The 16,023-nt window shown below is 71.1% G+C and carries 14 protein-coding genes; 5 read left to right on the forward strand and 9 right to left on the reverse strand.

The genetic code is table 11. The features are described from left to right. Positions 1–43: 43 nt before the first annotated feature. Both ACIO6U_RS00730 and uvrB read right to left on the reverse strand, forming a co-directional pair. Positions 44–622, reverse strand: a complete 579-nt coding sequence (locus tag ACIO6U_RS00730; RefSeq protein ID WP_355333929.1) for a TerD family protein — start codon at positions 620–622, stop codon at positions 44–46. A gap of 121 nt (positions 623–743) precedes the next feature. Then, positions 744–2,840: an excinuclease ABC subunit UvrB gene (gene uvrB, locus ACIO6U_RS00735; RefSeq protein WP_355333931.1), complete on the reverse strand. Its 2,097-nt coding sequence runs from the start codon at positions 2,838–2,840 to the stop codon at positions 744–746. A gap of 212 nt (positions 2,841–3,052) precedes the next feature. Here uvrB and ACIO6U_RS00740 point away from each other — a divergent pair, with 212 nt between their 5' ends. Together ACIO6U_RS00740 and ACIO6U_RS00745 are read left to right on the forward strand one after the other, a co-directional pair. Next, the gene (locus ACIO6U_RS00740; protein ID WP_401715789.1) at positions 3,053–3,556 is read left to right on the forward strand and encodes a methylated-DNA--[protein]-cysteine S-methyltransferase; all 504 of its coding nucleotides are present in this window, start codon (positions 3,053–3,055) and stop codon (positions 3,554–3,556) included. 73 nt (positions 3,557–3,629) lie between these two features. Next, the gene (locus ACIO6U_RS00745; protein ID WP_401714652.1) at positions 3,630–3,785 is read left to right on the forward strand and encodes a hypothetical protein; all 156 of its coding nucleotides are present in this window, start codon (positions 3,630–3,632) and stop codon (positions 3,783–3,785) included. Positions 3,786–3,871: 86 nt separating this feature from the next. On the opposite strand, the gene ACIO6U_RS00750 is transcribed toward ACIO6U_RS00745, so the two are convergent. The 4 genes from ACIO6U_RS00750 to ACIO6U_RS00765 all read right to left on the reverse strand — a co-directional run bounded on the left by ACIO6U_RS00750 (position 3,872) and on the right by ACIO6U_RS00765 (position 7,117). Next, the gene (locus ACIO6U_RS00750; RefSeq protein WP_401714654.1) at positions 3,872–4,831 is read right to left on the reverse strand and encodes a slipin family protein; all 960 of its coding nucleotides are present in this window, start codon (positions 4,829–4,831) and stop codon (positions 3,872–3,874) included. Positions 4,832–4,836: 5 nt separating this feature from the next. After that, on the reverse strand, positions 4,837–5,205 hold the full coding sequence (locus ACIO6U_RS00755; RefSeq protein ID WP_188283400.1) for a tetratricopeptide repeat protein: 369 nt from the start codon (positions 5,203–5,205) through the stop codon (positions 4,837–4,839). Between the two features lie 91 nt (positions 5,206–5,296). After that, the gene (coaE, locus tag ACIO6U_RS00760; RefSeq protein WP_355333939.1) at positions 5,297–5,905 is read right to left on the reverse strand and encodes a dephospho-CoA kinase; all 609 of its coding nucleotides are present in this window, start codon (positions 5,903–5,905) and stop codon (positions 5,297–5,299) included. Between the two features lie 282 nt (positions 5,906–6,187). Then, a complete protein-coding gene (locus ACIO6U_RS00765) occupies positions 6,188–7,117 on the reverse strand; it encodes a PAC2 family protein (RefSeq protein ID WP_188283398.1) in 930 nt (309 codons plus the stop codon). A gap of 182 nt (positions 7,118–7,299) precedes the next feature. Here ACIO6U_RS00765 and ACIO6U_RS00770 point away from each other — a divergent pair, with 182 nt between their 5' ends. Continuing rightward, positions 7,300–8,280 carry a right-handed parallel beta-helix repeat-containing protein gene (locus ACIO6U_RS00770; protein ID WP_401714657.1) on the forward strand — a complete coding sequence of 327 codons (981 nt, stop codon included), beginning with the start codon at positions 7,300–7,302 and terminating at the stop codon, positions 8,278–8,280. Positions 8,281–8,333: 53 nt separating this feature from the next. Here the strand turns inward: ACIO6U_RS00770 and ACIO6U_RS00775 are convergent, their stop codons facing one another. Then, positions 8,334–9,275 (reverse strand): hypothetical protein, encoded by a 942-nt coding sequence (locus tag ACIO6U_RS00775; protein WP_401714659.1) that lies wholly within the window; start codon positions 9,273–9,275, stop codon positions 8,334–8,336. Between the two features lie 215 nt (positions 9,276–9,490). Next, positions 9,491–10,996, reverse strand: a complete 1,506-nt coding sequence (gene rpsA / locus ACIO6U_RS00780) for a 30S ribosomal protein S1 (protein WP_188283396.1) — start codon at positions 10,994–10,996, stop codon at positions 9,491–9,493. 283 nt (positions 10,997–11,279) lie between these two features. Between rpsA and ACIO6U_RS00785 the strand changes: the two genes are divergently transcribed. Together ACIO6U_RS00785 and hrpB are read left to right on the forward strand one after the other, a co-directional pair. Beyond that, positions 11,280–12,152 (forward strand): class I SAM-dependent methyltransferase, encoded by an 873-nt coding sequence (locus tag ACIO6U_RS00785; protein WP_401714661.1) that lies wholly within the window; start codon positions 11,280–11,282, stop codon positions 12,150–12,152. A gap of 65 nt (positions 12,153–12,217) precedes the next feature. Continuing rightward, a complete protein-coding gene (gene hrpB / locus ACIO6U_RS00790) occupies positions 12,218–14,794 on the forward strand; it encodes an ATP-dependent helicase HrpB (protein WP_401715792.1) in 2,577 nt (858 codons plus the stop codon). Positions 14,795–14,939: 145 nt separating this feature from the next. On the opposite strand, the gene ACIO6U_RS00795 is transcribed toward hrpB, so the two are convergent. Continuing rightward, the gene (locus ACIO6U_RS00795) at positions 14,940–15,965 is read right to left on the reverse strand and encodes a DUF3068 domain-containing protein (RefSeq protein WP_355333948.1); all 1,026 of its coding nucleotides are present in this window, start codon (positions 15,963–15,965) and stop codon (positions 14,940–14,942) included. Between the last annotated feature and the right edge of the window lie 58 nt (positions 15,966–16,023).

Raw genomic sequence — 16,023 nt, forward strand, 5'->3', positions numbered from 1 at the left:
TTCCGGCCCGCGGGCCGGGGGCCGCGTCAGCGGCCGTGCGGCCTCAGAGCGCGGGCAGAATGGCCGGGATGAGGTCCTGGAACGTCCGGCCGTTGGCCGCCGTGCCGATGGCCGTCATCGACCAGCCGGTCGCGCCGCGCTGCACCTTGGCCATGATCTGCGCCGTGTACTGGCCGCCGCCGGTCAGCGTGTAGCGGGCCAGCTCCTGCCCGTTGGTCTCGTCGACCAGGCGGCAGAACGCGTTCTGCACCTCGGCGAAGGTCTGGCCGGTGAAGGAGTTCACCGTGAAGACGATCTGGTCGACATGGACCGGTACGCGCTGGAGGTCGACGATGATCGACTCGTCGTCGCCGCCCTGGCCCGCGCCGCCGACCAGATTGTCACCGGTGTGCCGGACCGAGCCGTCGTCGCTGGTCAGGTGCTGGAAGAACACCACGTCGACCGGCTGCTTGTCCGCGAAGAGCACGGCCGAGGCGTCCAGGTCGATCTCCCGGGTGCGGGACCCGAACAGTCCGCGGCGCGGCGCGGCCTGCCAGCCCAGCCCCATCCGGATCGCCGTCAGCGTCCCTCCGTCGGACTTGCTCAGGCTGATCTTCTGGCCCTTGGTCATGTTGACCGTCACGCGCTGTCCCCTCTCACCCGTGTGTGCGGTTGTCCCGCACCCTAACAAGACGCCGTGCAACGGTATCCCGGTTCGCCGCGTGGCGATTCCTGGCGAACACCGGCCGGTCGCCGGTCCCGCGTCACGCCATTCCCGCTTCTCTCATCTGGCGCAACTCCTTCTTCAGCTCGCCCAGTTCGTCCCTGAGCCGGGCGGCCACCTCGAATTGCAGCTCGCCGGCCGCCGCGTGCATCTGGTCGGTGAGCTGAGCGATCAGGTCGGCCAGCTCCTCGGCGGGCAGCGTCTTCGCCCCGCGCTTCTCGCCCGCGCGGGCGGACAGTCCTGGCACCGGCGCCTTGCCCCGCGAGCGCTGCCGCCCGGAGCCCAGCAGCTCCTCGGTGTCGGCGTCCTCGCGGGCGAAGGAGTCCAGGATTCCGGCGATCTTCTTCCGCAGCGGCTGCGGGTCGACGCCGCGTTCCTTGTTGTACGCGATCTGCTTCTCGCGGCGCCGGTTGGTCTCCTCGATGGCCTTCTCCATCGCGGGGGTGATCCGGTCCGCGTACATGTGGACCTGGCCCGACACGTTACGGGCGGCGCGGCCGATGGTCTGGATCAACGAGGTGCCCGAGCGCAGGAAGCCCTCCTTGTCGGCGTCGAGGATCGCGACCAGCGACACCTCGGGCAGGTCGAGGCCCTCACGCAGCAGGTTGATGCCGACCAGGACGTCGTACTCACCGGCCCGCAGTTCGCGCAGCAGCTCGACGCGGCGCAGGGTGTCGATGTCGCTGTGCAGGTACCGCACCTGGATGCCCAGTTCGAGCAGGTAGTCGGTGAGGTCCTCGGACATCTTCTTGGTGAGGGTGGTGACCAGGACGCGCTCGTCCTTCTCCGTGCGCAGCCGGATCTCGTGCACCAGGTCGTCGATCTGGCCCTCGGTGGGCTTGACGATGACCTCGGGGTCGACCAGGCCGGTCGGGCGGATGATCTGCTCGACCACGCCGTCGCCGCGGGACAGCTCGTACTTTCCGGGTGTCGCGGACAGGTAGACGGTCTGGCCGACGCGGGTCAGGAACTCCTCCCACTTCAGCGGCCGGTTGTCGAGCGCGGACGGCAGCCGGAAGCCGTGGTCGACCAGGGTGCGCTTGCGGGACGCGTCGCCCTCGTACATCGCGCCGATCTGCGGCACGGTGACGTGCGACTCGTCGATGACCAGCAGGAAGTCCTCGGGGAAGTAGTCGATGAGGGTGTCGGGCGCGGAGCCCTGCTCGCGGCCGTCGATGTGCCGCGAGTAGTTCTCGATGCCGGAGCAGGTGCCGATCTGCCGCATCATCTCGATGTCGTACGTGGTGCGCATCCGCAGCCGCTGGGCCTCCAGCAGCTTGCCCTGCTTCTCCATCAGGGCGAGCTGGCCCTCCAGCTCCTTCTCGATGCCCGCGATGGCGCGTTCCATCCGCTCGGGGCCCGCGACGTAGTGGGTGGCGGGGAAGACGTAGATCTGCCGGTCCTCGGTGATCACCTCGCCGGTGAGCGGGTGCAGTGTGTAGAGCGCCTCGATCTCGTCGCCGAACATCTCGATGCGGACGGCCAGCTCCTCGTAGACCGGGAAGATCTCGATGGTGTCGCCGCGTACCCGGAAGGTGCCGCGGGCAAAGGCCACGTCGTTGCGCGCGTACTGGATGTCGACGAATTTCCGCAGGAGCTGGTCGCGGTCGATGACATCGCCGACATTGAGCCGCACCATGCGGTCGATGTACTCCTGCGGGGTGCCGAGGCCGTAGATGCAGGACACGGAGGCGACCACGACGACATCGCGCCGGGTCAGCAGCGAATTGGTGGTGGAGTGCCGCAGCCGCTCCACCTCCTCGTTGATCGAGGAGTCCTTCTCGATGTACGTGTCCGTCTGCGGGACGTACGCCTCGGGCTGGTAGTAGTCGTAGTACGAGACGAAGTACTCGACCGCGTTGTTCGGCAGCAGCTCGCGGAATTCGTTGGCGAGCTGGGCGGCGAGCGTCTTGTTCGGCGCCATGACCAGGGTGGGGCGCTGGAGCCGCTCGATCATCCACGCGGTGGTCGCGGACTTGCCCGTACCGGTCGCGCCGAGCAGCACGACGTCCTGCTCGTCACCGCGGATCCGCTTCTCGAGGTCGTCGATGGCGGTGGGCTGGTCGCCGCTGGGCTGGTAGGGGCTGACGACCTCGAAGGGCGCCACACTGCGTTCGATGTCTGATACGGGCCGCATGTCACCACCGTACGACCCACCACCGACAATCGTCCGGGCCCGGACGGGCGGGCCGCCGCCGGGGCGGCCACTTCCCCTCGTGTGACCGGCCGGTCACTTCCGGTGACGGGCCTTGCTGCGGCCGTGCTTGCCGGGCGGATCGCGGCGGGCGGGGCGTTGTCGGACCCCCGATCTAGGCTGGCCGCGTGACGAACGACACCGCCTGGACGGTCATGGAGACCCCGATCGGGCCGCTGCTGCTGGCGGCGACCGACGAGGGGCTGGTCAATGTCGGTTTCCGGGCGGACGAGGCGGCGGTACGGCGCGCGGTGGCGTCGATGGGGCGGCGGCTGGGGGGCGAGCCGGTTGAGGACGCGGCCCGGCTGGCGCCGGTCACCGAGCAGATGGAGGCGTACTTCGCGGGTGAGCTGAAGGAGTTCTCGCTCGCTCTGGACTGGTCGCTGATCACCGGCTTCAACCGCCGGGTGCTGCGCGAGCTGGCGGCCGGGGTGCCGTACGGCACGGTCGTCGGGTACCAGGACCTGGCCGACCGGGTGGGCGAGCGCGGGGCGGCCCGCGCGGTCGGGACGGCGATGGGCGCGAATCCGATACCGCTGGTGGTGCCGTGCCACCGGGTGGTGGAGAGCGACGGCGGCATAGGCGGCTTCGGCGGCGGCCTGGAGATCAAGCGCACGCTGCTGGCGCTGGAGGGCGTGCTGCCCGCACCGCTGTTCTGATGATCTGAGCAGGCTCCGCACGTCCGCCCCCGCGCCGCGCGGCGGCAGGACGTCACGGTCAACGACCGCTCCGGTGCCGGTCCGCCAGGGCGACCGGGTGACGATGCTCGGCCACGACCGGCCGCTGGACCGGGAGTTCGACGGCGGCACGCAGACCGTACGGGTGCCCGCGGCGGCGCGGGCGAAGGGGCGGTACGCGTGGGTGTTCAAGATCGACTGGACGCGCTGACGCGGGGCTGACGCGCGGGAGCGGGCGGAGTGACCCGCCCGCTCCCGTCCCGTTCCTGCCCTGCCCTGCCGCTACGGCTTCGTCGCTCACTCCTCGGACGTGCGCGGGTCCGGGATCTGGATCGGGCCCGGCGGCGTCCGGTCGATCGCGGGCGGCTCCTCGGCCGCGGCCTCGACGGCGGACCGCGGTTCCGCGTCCGTCAGTTCGTCCGTCGCCGCGGGCGCCGCCGTCTTCTCGACCGGCTTCGTGTCCTGGCCGCCGCCGGTGTTCGCACCGGAATTCGCGCCGGAGTTCGCGGCCCGGTCGAAGAAGCGCAGCATCTCGACGGGGAAGGGCATCACCAGGGTCGAGTTCTTCTCCGCCGCGACCTCCACCACCGTCTGGAGGAGGCGCAGTTGGAGGGCGGACGGGTTGGCATCCATCGTCCTGGCCGCCTCGGAGAGCTTCTGGGACGCCTGCAACTCACCGTCGGCGGTGATGATCCGGGCCCGCCGCTCCCGGTCCGCCTCCGCCTGCCGGGCCATCGACCGCTTCATGGACTCCGGCAGCGCCACGTCCTTGATCTCGACGCGGTCGATGTGGACGCCCCAGCCGGTGGCAGGCGTGGACAGCATCAACTCCAGCCCCTCGTGCAGGCGTTCGCGGCCGGACAGCAGATCGTCGAGTTCACTCTTGCCGATGATGGAGCGCAGCGAGGTCTGCGCCACCTGCAACATCGCGAACTGGTAGTTCTGCACGTCCACGGTGGCCCGGATCGGGTCGATGACCCGGAAGTAGAGCACCGCGTCGACCCGTACCGACACGTTGTCGCGGGTGATGCCGTCCTGGGACGGCACCGGCATGGTGACGACCTGCATGTTGACCTTGGTCATCTTGTCCACGAACGGCACCAGCATGCGCGGGCCCGGCTCCTTGGGGAGCCGGTTGACCCGGCCGAAGCGGTAGATCACCCCGCGCTCGTACTGCTTGACCACCCTCAGACTGCTGGACACGCCGATCAGGGCGACCACCGCGATGATGATCAGCAGCACCACGACGACTTCCACGGCCGTCAGCCGGCGTCGTCGAAACGGGCTGCGGCCAGATAGTCCGGCCGGGGGTCGAGTGCGGCGGCGAGCCGGAAGTGGCGCTGGGCCTCGTCGGCGCGGTTCGCGCGTTGCAGCGTACGGGCCAGCGCGAAGTGCGCGAAGGCGTTGTCCGGCTCGCGCTCCAGCACTATCTGGAACTCCAGCTCCGCCGGGCGCAGTTGGGCCGCGGCGAAGAACGCGCGGGCGCGCAGCAGGCGGGCCGCGGTGTTCTCCGGATGGGCCGAGATCACCGGGTCGAGGAGTTGTACGGCGCCGCGCGGGTCACGCGCCTCCAGCAGTTGCTCCGCGGCGCGGAAGTCGATGACGTGCGTCTCTGGGGTCCGCTCGTGCAAGGCCGCCTCCCTGAATTCGGGCACGGGTGACGACTGATCGTCTGGTCTGACATACCCAACGTCGTCGTCGGCAACCGCATTCCCCGGGCGACTACGCCGTCCCGGCCGCCGCCAGCTCCCGCAGCCGCTGCCACGCCGCGCGCACCTGGGGCTCCAGCTCCTCCAGCGGGCCGTCGTTGTCGATCACCAGATCCGCGACGGCGATGCGCTCCTCGCGGCCGGCCTGCGCCGCCATCCGCGCCCGCGCCTCGTCCTCGGTCATCCCGCGTGTCCGCACCAGGCGCTCGATCTGCGTGGCCGGTGCCGCGTCCACGACGATCACGAAGTCGTAGAACGGGGCCAGGTCGTTCTCCGCCAGCAGCGGTACGTCGTTGACGACGATGTCGTCCGGGGCCGCCGCCGCCCGCAGCTCCTGCGACCTGCGGCCGACCAGCGGGTGCACGATCGCGTTCAGCGCCTGGCGCCGGGCCTCGTCCGCGAAGACGATCGCGCCGAGTTTCGGGCGGTCCAGTGTCCCGTCCGCCGCCAGCACGTCCGGGCCGAACTCGGCCGTCACCGCCGCCAGGCCCTCCGTGCCGGGTTCCACCACTTCGCGGGCGATGCGGTCCGCGTCCACCAGGATCGCGCCGTGTGCCACCAGCAGTTTCGCCACGGAGCTTTTTCCTGACCCGATTCCACCGGTCAGCCCGACGTTCAGCATGCCGCCAGCTTACGGGCCCTCCGGGCCTCCGCGGGTGCCTCCCAGGGGCGCGGGGAACTGCGCGCTCAGCCACCAACGGTGGCGCGGCCGTCGAATACCGGCCCCCAGCGGGGCAGATGCTGTGAGTTTTCGGGCTGGCAGCCCGGTGGGGGCGGGCCGCGCAGTTCCCCGCGCCCCTAAAAACCAGGCCCTGCGCGAGCGCGGCGCGCCTTGCGGAGGGGAAGCGGAAGAGGGCCCGCGCCCTGGGGACGCGAACCCTCTTTCGTGAGCGCGCCGCAGGCGCTAGTCGTCCTCGCGGTCGGCGAGGAAGCGTTCGAACTCGGCGGCGAGATCGTCGGCGGAAGGAAGCTCGACGGCCTCGGCGATGAGACTCTCGCGGGACTGGGACCCGGCGACGGCGTCGTACTGGGACTCGAGGCCGCGGACGACGGAGACGAGTTCGCCGTCGCCTTCAGCGACCTGGCGGTCGATCTCGACGCGGACGGTGTGCGCCTCATTGCGCAAGGCGTGGGCGATCTCGGGCAGCACGAGGCCGGTCGCGGCGGTGATCGTCTCCAGGACGGCGAGGGCGGCGTCCGGGTAGGGCGAACGCGCCAGGTAGTGCGGGACGTGGGCGGCGACGCCGAGCACGTCACGGCCGGCCTCGGCGAGCCGCAGCTCGATGAGGGAGGCGGCGCTGCCGGGGACCTGGGCCTCCTCGAACCAGGCGCGGTGGCCGGGCATGAGGTCGACGCGGTTGCCGTGCGGGGTGAGGCCGACGGGCCGGGTGTGCGGCACGCCCATCGGGATGCCGTGGAAGTTGATGGCGAGGCGTACGCCCAGGCGTTCGATGACCTGGAGCACGGCGGTCGCGAACCGTTCCCACTCCACGTCCGGCTCGGAGCCGGTGAGCAGCAGGAAGGGGGTGCCGGTGGTGTCCCGCACCAGATAGAGGTCGATCTCCGGTGCCTCGTAGGAGGTCCAGTGGTCGCGCTCGAAGGTCATCAGCGGGCGGCGGGCGCGGTAGTCGACCAGCCGGTCGGCGTCGAAGCGCGCGACGAGCTGGTTGTCCAGGCGGTCCAGCAACTGCTCGCTGATCTGCTCGCCGGTGTCCCCGGCGTCCATGTACCCCTCGAAGTGGTACAGCAGTACGGGACCTGCGTCTCCGACCGCTGCGTCGACGGCCTCGGCCCCGCCCGGCACGTATTCGTACAGCCCTTGCGGATCCAGCACGATGATCGTCCTCCTCGCTCTCTCCCCCCTCAACGAACGTACCCGCCCGGCCATTCCCACGCGTCCCCCCGGAACCCGGACGTCTTGACGGTCCGTCGGGTGGGCCCTACCTTCTCTCGTTACGCCCATGTGTTCACATGGACGACCAAGATTCACATACTTGGAACGATGGAAGGACGCGGATGCGACCCCACACGCTTCTGACCCTGCCGGTGGCCCTGCCCGTCGCGGCACTGCTCGCCGGGCTGCTCTCGTACGCGACGCCGGCCGCTGCGTCGACGGCCGGTGCGGCGAGCACCGTCGAGGTGACCACGGCCAAGGAGCTGAAGGCGGCGCTGACCGCCGCCGCCCCCGGCCAGACGATCCATCTCGCCGACGGCACGTACACCGGCAACTTCAAGGTCACCGTGTCCGGCACGGCCACCGACCGGATCACGCTCACCGGCTCCTCGAACGCCGTGCTCACCTCCTCCGGCGGCTACGGCCTCTATCTGAACGGCGCGAGCTACTGGACCGTCAAGGGGGTCAGCGTCACCGGCGGCCAGAAGGGCATCGTCACCGACGCCGCCGCGCATGTCGTCATCGACTCGGTGACCGTGCACGGGCTCCAGATGGAGGGCGTGCACTTCCGTACCTCCAGCACGGACGGCGTGATCAAGAACTCGCGGATCTACGACACCGGGCTCCAGCGGCCGGGATACGGCGAGGGCGTCTACGTCGGCACCGCCAACACCCTGACCGACAAGAGCGACCGGGTGCAGATCCTCAACAACGTCATCGGCCCCAACATCGGCGCCGAGAACATCGACCTCAAGGAAGGCACCACCGGCGGCCTGGTCTCCGGCAACACCTTCGACGGCAGCGGCCTCAGCATGACCAACTACGACGACTCCTGGGTCGACGTCAAAGGCAACGGCTACACCATCACCGGCAACACCGGCACCCGCACCCTCAACGACGGCTACCAGACCCACACCCAGCAGCCCGGCTGGGGCTGCGGCACCGTCTTCCGCGACAACACCTCCGACCTCACCGGCGCCACCGGCGCCACGCAGACGGCGATCTACGTCACCAACTACTCCGCCGACTGCCCCACCACCGTCTACGCCTCCAACAAGCGCACCGGCGGCAAGGCCCTGACCAACATCCCCGTGACCCCGTAGCCCCCCCGCGGCCGGACAACAGCAAAGTCCGGCCGCGGCGGCACACCTAATGCTTAGTGACTGGCCGCGAGAGGCTCGGCCACATTCCTGCGGTGCCAGGCAAAAAAATGGGCGCTCTTGGCGTTGTGGGCCGCACAGAACCGATTCTTCAGGTGGCTCGCGAGCGAGCCAAGGTCACCCACGTTATTCACTAGAGGTGTCATCTGGATGTAGCCCGTGTCATCCACGTAGATATAGCCGTACTCGAACAGGGCGTCGCAGCCGCCGACGCAGGCTCTCATCGCATTGTGGATGTTGTTCCGTTCCATGTGGGTAGCTGCGCTGCGCCGCTTGACGTGCGCTGCGTGCACCAGTCGCCGAGGCAACGCTCGACCACAGAGTTGGCAGGTAACGATGGCCGCGTGGCCCATCACACGCTGCCGGAGCTTGCCCTGTTCCTTGCGCGCGAGGACGGATACCAGTGCATCCGTCGCACCGTTGTGACCCAATTCATCGCTGCTGTCAGGCGCGTCCAGATCTTTGTCAGCGCCGACGACGATGGCCAAGGCTGCCGCGATATCCCGGCCGTCGCGGACGATAGCCACACACTGCTTGTTCGCAGACAATCGCAGCTTCTCCATGGCGGGCGCGCCCAGACTCGCACCAGAAACGTTCCTTCTGTCGTCCAGCACGTCGATACCAATGCGCTCGGGGAAGATCTCGCCGTCGGTCTCCTCTGGCCACACACGCTCGGTGCTTGTGAAGAGAGGCCGAGTAACCTCTGCCACGAGCACACGCTTGAGTGATACCTCTGTCCAGCCGCCCGGCTTTACCCGGCTGTCGGGACCGCTGTGACCGAAGAAGAGCAAATCGCCCGCCTTGAGCGACTTGATGTCAGAACGAGCGGTGGATCGGTCGAGAGCGCTGGACCTCCAGCCCCAAAGCCCGCGGGCGACGCCGATTTGCAGATTTTCCGCCGAACGGACGGGAATGTAGACGTATCCCGTTGTGGGCACGGGGCAACCTCCATCACTAGGACCCTCGCAGGGGTGAAGTGGTCTACGGCCACAGCGAGTCGCCAGGACTGGAAGGGCCGTTGAACGAAGTGGAAGTGTGACACAAAAATCGAACGGGCTCGAGAGGCTTTCTGCGGCTGCCGGTAACACCGCGGTCCCGCACCCCCTGAGGGGTGCGGGACCGCGGTGTTGTGACTGGGCCTAGCGGAGAGCCGTCAGCTCTGGCCGCCCGCGAGCTTCTCGCGGAGGGCGGCGAGGGCCTCGTCGGAGGCGAGGGCACCGGAGGTGTCGTCGGACTCCGAGGAGTACGAGCCACCGGAGACGCCCGGGCCACCGGTCGCGGCGGGGGCGGCGGAACCGGCCTCGGCCGCGGCCTGCTCGTCGGCCTCGCGGGACTTGATGACCTGCGCCTGGTGCTGCTCGAAGCGGGTCTGGGCCGTGGCGTACTGGCCCTCCCACTCCTCGCGCTGCTTGTCGTACCCCTCGAGCCAGTCGTTGGTCTCGGGGTCGAAGCCCTCGGGGTAGATGTAGTTGCCCTGGTCGTCGTACGACGCGGCCATGCCGTAGAGCGTCGGGTCGAACTCGACCGAGGCCGGGTCGGCGCCGAAGGACTCGTTGGCCTGCTTGAGCGACAGCGAGATGCGGCGACGCTCGAGGTCGATGTCGATGACCTTGACGAAGATCTCGTCGTTGACCTGGACGACCTGCTCCGGGATCTCCACGTGGCGCTCGGCCAGCTCGGAGATGTGCACCAGGCCCTCGATGCCCTCGTCGACGCGGACGAACGCGCCGAACGGGACGAGCTTGGTGACCTTGCCCGGGACGACCTGCCCGATCTGGTGGGTCCGGGCGAACTGCTGCCACGGGTCTTCCTGCGTCGCCTTCAGCGACAGGGAGACACGCTCGCGGTCCATGTCCACGTCGAGAACCTCGACGGTGACTTCCTGACCGACCTCGACGACCTCGGACGGGTGGTCGATGTGCTTCCAGGACAGCTCGGAGACGTGCACGAGACCGTCGACGCCGCCGAGGTCCACGAACGCACCGAAGTTGACGATCGAGGAGACGACGCCGGACCGCACCTGACCCTTCTGGAGGGTGGTGAGGAAGGTCTGGCGGACCTCGCTCTGCGTCTGCTCCAGCCAGGCACGGCGGGACAGGACCACGTTGTTGCGGTTCTTGTCCAGCTCGATGATCTTGGCCTCGAGCTCCTTGCCCACGTAGGGCTGGAGGTCGCGCACGCGGCGCATCTCGACGAGCGACGCCGGCAGGAAGCCACGGAGGCCGATGTCGAGGATGAGACCACCCTTGACGACCTCGATGACGGTGCCGGTGACGATGCCGTCCTCTTCCTTGATCTTCTCGATGGTGCCCCAGGCACGCTCGTACTGAGCGCGCTTCTTCGAGAGGATCAGGCGGCCTTCCTTGTCCTCCTTCTGGAGAACAAGGGCCTCGATCTCATCGCCCACGGCGACGACCTCGTTGGGGTCGACGTCGTGCTTGATGGAGAGTTCGCGGGAGGGGATGACACCTTCGGTCTTGTAACCGATGTCGAGCAGGACCTCGTCCCGGTCGACCTTCACGATGACGCCGTCGACGATGTCGCCGTCGTTGAAGTACTTGATCGTCTCGTCGATCGCGGCGAGGAAGGCTTCCTCGTTGCCGATGTCGTTGACCGCCACCTGCGGGGTGGTGCGAGGGGCCTCGGTGCTGCTCGTCATTAGGGAAAGGACTCCGGTACGGACAGTAAGTCGTAGGTACTGCTACGCCGTAAGCCCTTTTCGCTCCTGCCGAATTCCGGACAGCCGTGGGGCCGAGGGGTATGCAACAGATTCCGAGCGCAGCCTGCTCTGTCTGAGGCGCGCAGGCTCGCAGCGCAACTTGTAGCATACGGGGGCAGCCGGGCACGGTCAACGCACGAAGAGCCCACCGGGCGCGTAACGGACCGAACCGGCACAAGTCACCCAGTGCCAGGTCTTCTCAGAGAGTACGACGACTGCCGCGATGATCCAAGGACCCGATCCCCGGGACGCACGCCGGGAAGCGCCCCGAGAGGCACACGAGGAACCGGAGGCCACCCGCCGCAGCGCGGGGGTCACGGAGAGCAGCCGGGCCAACCGCCGGTGGTGGGACCGCAACGCGGACGACTACCAGGTGGAGCACGGCGACTTCCTGGGCGACGCCCGCTTCGTCTGGGGCCCTGAGGGTCTGGACGAGGCGGACGCGGGGCTGCTCGGCCCGACGGCGGCCCTGAAGGACAAGGACGTGCTGGAGATCGGCGCGGGCGCCGCCCAGTGCTCGCGCTGGCTGGCCGCCCAGGGCGCCCGGCCGGTCGCCCTCGACCTCTCCTTCCGGCAGCTCCAGCACGCGCGGCGGATCGACGACGAGTCCTCGGCCGACGGCGCGCCGCTGGTGCCCCTGGTCCAGGCCGACGCGGGCGCCCTGCCCTTCGCCGACGGCTCGTTCGACCTGGCGGTCTCCGCGTACGGCGCGCTCCCCTTCATCGCCGACACCGCGCGCGTCCAGCGGGAGGTGCGGCGGGTGCTGCGGCCCGGCGGGCGCTGGGTCTTCTCGGTCACCCACCCGGTGCGCTGGGCCTTCCCCGACGAGCCGGGCCCCGAGGGCCTGACGGCCGTCGCCTCCTACTTCGACCGCACGCCGTACGTGGAGGAGGACGACCGGGGCATCGCCGTGTACGTCGAGCACCACCGCACCCTGGGCGACCGCGTCCGCGAGATCGCGGCGGCGGGCCTGCGGCTGGTCGACCTCGTCGAGCCCGAGTGGCCGGAGTGGAACGACCAGGAGTGGGGCGGCTGGTCCCCGCTGCGCGGGCGGCTGTTGCCGGGCACGGCGATCTTCGTGTGCGCGGCGGAGTGAAGGCCGGCGGACAGGACGGTCGGGCGGCCGGCGGGGAAGCCGGCGGGAGCGCCGGTACGTACGCGATCCGGGCCGAGGGGCGCGCGCTGCCGGTGGCCTCCGTCGTACCGGAGCTGCTGGCCGCGCTGCGGTCGCCGGGCTGCGCCGTCCTGGCCGCGCCGCCCGGCACCGGCAAGACCACGCTGGTCCCGCTGCTGATCGCCGACGCGCTCGGCGGGCGGGTGCTGGTCGCGGAGCCGCGGCGGATGGCGGCGCGGGCGGCGGCCCGGCGGATGGCCTGGCTGCTCGGGGAGCGGGTCGGCGAGACCGTCGGTTTCACGGTCCGCGGCGAGCGGCGGGTCTCGGCCCGCACCGCGGTCGAGGTGGTCACCACCGGTGTGCTGCTGCAACGGCTCCAGCGCGACCAGGAACTGCCGGGCGTGAGCACGGTGATGCTCGACGAGTGCCACGAGCGGCATCTGGACGCCGACACGTCCATGGCGTTCCTGCTGGACGTACGGGCCCTGCTGCGGCCGGAGTTGCGGCTGGTCGCGGCGTCCGCGACGACGGACACGGCCGCGTGGGCGGCGCTGCTGGGCGGGGCCGACGGGCCGCCCGCGCCCGTGGTCGAGGCGGGCGGGGTGCTGCACCCGGTGGCCGTGGAGTGGGCGCCGCCGCCCGGTCCCGTACGGGCGACGCACGCCGGGGGCCGGGTGGACCGGGCGCTGCTCGACCATGTGGCGACGGTGGTGCGGCGGGCGCTGCGGGAGCGCGACGGGGACGTGCTGTGCTTCCTGCCGGGCGTCGGGGAGATCGCGCGGGTCGCGGGTCTGCTCGGGGACCTCGCGGATTCCGGCGGCGCGGGCGGCGGCATCGAGGTGCTCCAGGTGCACGGCCGCGCCCCGGCCGCCGTCCAGGACGCGGCGCTCGCGCCCGGTGAGCGGCGGCGCGTGCTGCTCGCGACGTCCGTGGCCGAGTCCAGTCTGACCGTGCCGGGCGTGCGGGTCGTGGTGGACAGCGGGCTGGCCCGCGAGCCGCGCATGGACCACGCGCGGGGCCTCGGCGCGCTGGTCACCGTACGGGTGTCGCGGGCCGCCTCCGACCAGCGCGCCGGGCGCGCCGGGCGCGAGGGTCCCGGCACCGTCTACCGCTGCTGGCCCCCGGCCGAGGACGCCCGCAGACCCCGGCACCCCTCCCCCGAGATCGCGCTCGCCGACCTCACGGCCTTCGCGCTCCAGGCCGCCTGCTGGGGCGATCCGGACGCCTCCGGGCTCGCCCTGCTGGACGCCCCGCCGCAGGGCGCGATGGCCGCGGCCCGCGACACGCTGCGCGGCCTCGGCGCCGTCGACGCCTCGGGCCGCGCCCTGGACCGGGGCCGCCGGCTGGCCCGGCTCGGGCTGCACCCCCGGCTCGCCCGCGCCCTCCTCGACTCCGCGCCCGTGCTCGGCGCCCGCCGCGCCGCCGAGGTCACCGCGCTCCTCAGCGAAGAACTCCCCCACTCCTACGGCTCCGACCTCACCGCCGCCTGGCACACCGCCCGCCGCGGCGGCGACCCGTACGCGGCGCGCTGGCGCGCGGAGGCCGACCGGCTGCGCGGCACGGTGACGGAAGGGAGCCCGCCCGCGACGGACGCCGCCGTCCCGCGCTCCGCGGCGCGCCCGTCCCCCGCGAGCCGCGCCGCGGGCGGGGGCCTGTCGGACGACGCGGCGGCCGGGCTCGTCGTCGCCCTGGCGTTTCCCGAGCGGGTCGCGCGGCGGCGGGGCGGGGACGGATACGTGATGGCGTCCGGGACCGGCGCGGAGGTCGGCGGGGGCGTGGGCGGGGCGGAGTGGGTGGCGGTGGCCGTGGCGGACCGGGGCGTCGGGCGGACGGACGCGCGGGTGCGGGTGGCCGCGGTGATCGACGAGGGCACCGCGCGGGCGGCGGCGGCCGGGCTGCTGGAGTCGTACGAGGAGGTGGCCTGGCGCGGCGGGGACGTGGTGGCGCGCCGGGTGGAGCGGCTGGGCGCGCTGGAGCTGTCGGCGGCGCCGCTGCGCCGGCCGGACCGGGACGCGGTGCGGGCCGCGCTGCTCGACGGGCTGCGGCGCGAGGGCACCGGTTTGCTGCACTGGTCGCGGGAGGCCCGTGAGGTACGGCAGCGGCTGGCCTTCCTGCACCGGGAGTTGGGCGGGAACTGGCCGGACGTCTCGGAGCGGGCGCTGGTGGAGCGGGCCGAGGAGTGGCTGGGGCCCGAGCTGGCGCGGGCCGGGCGGCGGGCGGATCTGGAGCGGATCTCGGCGGGCGGCGCGCTGCCCCGGCTGCTGCCGTGGGCCACGGGCGAGGCCGCCCGGTTCGGTGAGCTGGCCCCGGAGCGGTTCGAGGTGCCGAGCGGTTCGCGGATCCGGATCGACTACGGCGGCGACCAGCCCGTACTGGCCGTGAAGCTCCAGGAGTTGTTCGGGCTGCGGGCGACGCCCGAGATCGCCGGGGTGCCGCTGCTGGTGCATCTGCTGTCGCCCGCGGGGCGGCCCGCGGCGGTGACCGCGGACCTCGCCTCGTTCTGGCGTGACGGCTACCGCGCGGTGCGCGCCGAGCTGCGGGGCCGCTACCCGCGCCACCCGTGGCCCGAGGACCCGGCGACGGCCGAGCCGACCAAGCGGACGAACAACAGCCGCCGCGCGTAGGCCGACCGCCCGGCCCGTACGGCGTCCGGGACAGGGCGGCCGGTGCGGGGGTCCGGACACGGCTCGGCCCGTGGAGGGTCCGGGACAGATCGGCCGGTGCGGGGGTCCGGGCACGGCCCGGCCCGTACGGCGTCCGGGCCGTGGGTCAGACCGGTACGGGGTCCGGGTGGTCGGGGGCGCGGTCGGGGTCGGGCTCCCGGCCGCCCACCGGGTCGGCGGGCCGCCGCCCGCGCGCTTCGAGCAGCAGCGACAGCGCCAGCAGCGCGGCGGCGAACCCGCCGAAGCCCCACGGCAGGTAGCTGGTGAGCAGCAGCACCAACTGCCGTTGCGTCTTGACCAGATGGACGATGGAGTCGATGTAGTCGGGCCGCATCTTCACGTCGCCCGCGAAGGCGGTGACCGGTGCTTTGCCGGTCGAGGCGGGGAAGCGCAGCTCCTCGGTGTGGATCTCCTCGCCGTTGACGGGCGCGCCGGTCGTCGGGTCGACCCAGAACATCCGCTTGGTGGTGTACCAGCGCTGGATGCCGGTGGCCTTGACCGTCTCGGGGGTGAGCGCGGGAGCGCCGGGCGCGATCTCGGGCAGTTTCTTGGGCAGCGGGACCCGCTGCCAGGGCACGGTCTGCTCGAAGTAGTAGACCTTCAGGCCGTGGAAGCGCTGGGTGCCCGCGTAGTGGATCGGCGCGGAGGTGCGGCTCTGCGCGTCGAAGTAGTAGTAGTCGCGCTTCTGGGTCAGGAAGGGGAACTTGAACTCGATGCCCTGCCGGGTGACCGGGTCGCCGTCGACCGACTCGCTCGCGGTGTGCACCGGCTCCTGGGTGTGCGCGTCGAAGACGTACCGCTCGGGGATCTCCGAGACCATCTTGCCGTCCGGGCCCGCGACGTAGGAGAGCGCGTCCCAGACCACGACGTCCTTGCCGGTCTCGGCCTTGACCTGCCGGGCCGCCGTCACATTGCCCTTGAGGGTCTGCACGATGCTGACTTTGGAGACCTTCTTGGCGGTGAGGCTGGAGTAGTCGACGAGGGTGGCGTTCTTCGCCTCGAGGACGGCGACCTGGTACTCGCTCGGCGGCACTTTGGCCAGCCGCGGGTAGGCGTACCAGCGCAGCATGGGCGCGAGGGTCGCGAAGAAGACGGCGAGGGCGAGCAGCACCAGGCTGGACTTGCGGCGCATCGCGGCTCCAGACGGCTCAGAGGTGACCGGCTCAGGGGTGACCGGCTCAAGGGTGACC

It is taken from the genome of Streptomyces sp. NPDC087422 (assembly GCF_044744145.1).
Taxonomy (GTDB): domain Bacteria; phylum Actinomycetota; class Actinomycetes; order Streptomycetales; family Streptomycetaceae; genus Actinacidiphila.